Origin of the sequence: Youngiibacter fragilis 232.1 (genome assembly GCF_000495435.3) — a bacterium.
In the GTDB taxonomy this organism is placed as follows: Bacteria; Bacillota; Clostridia; order Clostridiales; family Clostridiaceae; genus Youngiibacter; species Youngiibacter fragilis.
Genome location: NZ_AXUN02000081.1, coordinates 1 through 745, shown reverse-complemented (window position 1 = coordinate 745; position 745 = coordinate 1). Strand labels below are relative to the sequence as shown.

Genomic DNA, 745 nt, shown 5'->3' with positions numbered 1-745 from the left:
GGTGCTGCACGCTGAGTTCTACAACAGCCTTGAGCAGATTATTGTCGAAGACTGCTTCAGAAAAGCTGTCATGAAGCATGGTTTGCCACAGTCCGTATATTTTGACAATGGAAAACAATATCGGACCAGATGGATGACCAGAGCGTGCGCAAAGCTAGGCGTGAGGCTGATGTTTGCAACACCATACTCGCCGGAGGGAACTGGCAAAATAGAACGCTTTAACCAGAACATTGACAGGTTTCTGGATGAATACCAGGTTGACCCCAGCCCCAAGAGCCTTGATAACATGAACAGGCTGTTTTGGGTATGGCTGGAGGAGTGCTACCAGAACAAGGAGCACTCAGCAATCAACGGACTGACTCCAGTGCAGGCATACAATCTTGACAGCACTCCGATAAAGAGAATAGCGCCTGAGATCATCGCAGATGCATTCCTCCATGCAGAGGAAAGGAAGGTGGACAAGAGCGGATGCATAAGCTTCAATGGAGACAAATATGAGGTTGGAGTCACCTTTGTAGGCTGCACTGTAGACGTAGTCTATGACCCATCAGACACATTCGAGGTGACCATCGAGTATCCTGGTGCAAAGCCATTCAAGGCAAAGAAGCTTACCATAGGAGAGCGAGTGGGTGCAAAGCCTATAGTGCCTGAACATCTGACTATCCTCAAGCCAATCGAGTCGCGACTGCTGAATGGCGCACAGAGGAAAAATGAGTTGCGCAAGGATAAAGAGAGAAGCACTGCC

General features: G+C 49.0%; 1 protein-coding gene. It reads left to right on the top strand.

Annotation, left to right across the window (positions count from 1 at the left end):
• Nucleotides 1-133 precede the first annotated feature (133 nt).
• On the top strand, nt 134-745 hold a 612-nt coding region (locus tag T472_RS05115; protein ID WP_242864765.1), incomplete at its 3' end, for a Mu transposase C-terminal domain-containing protein.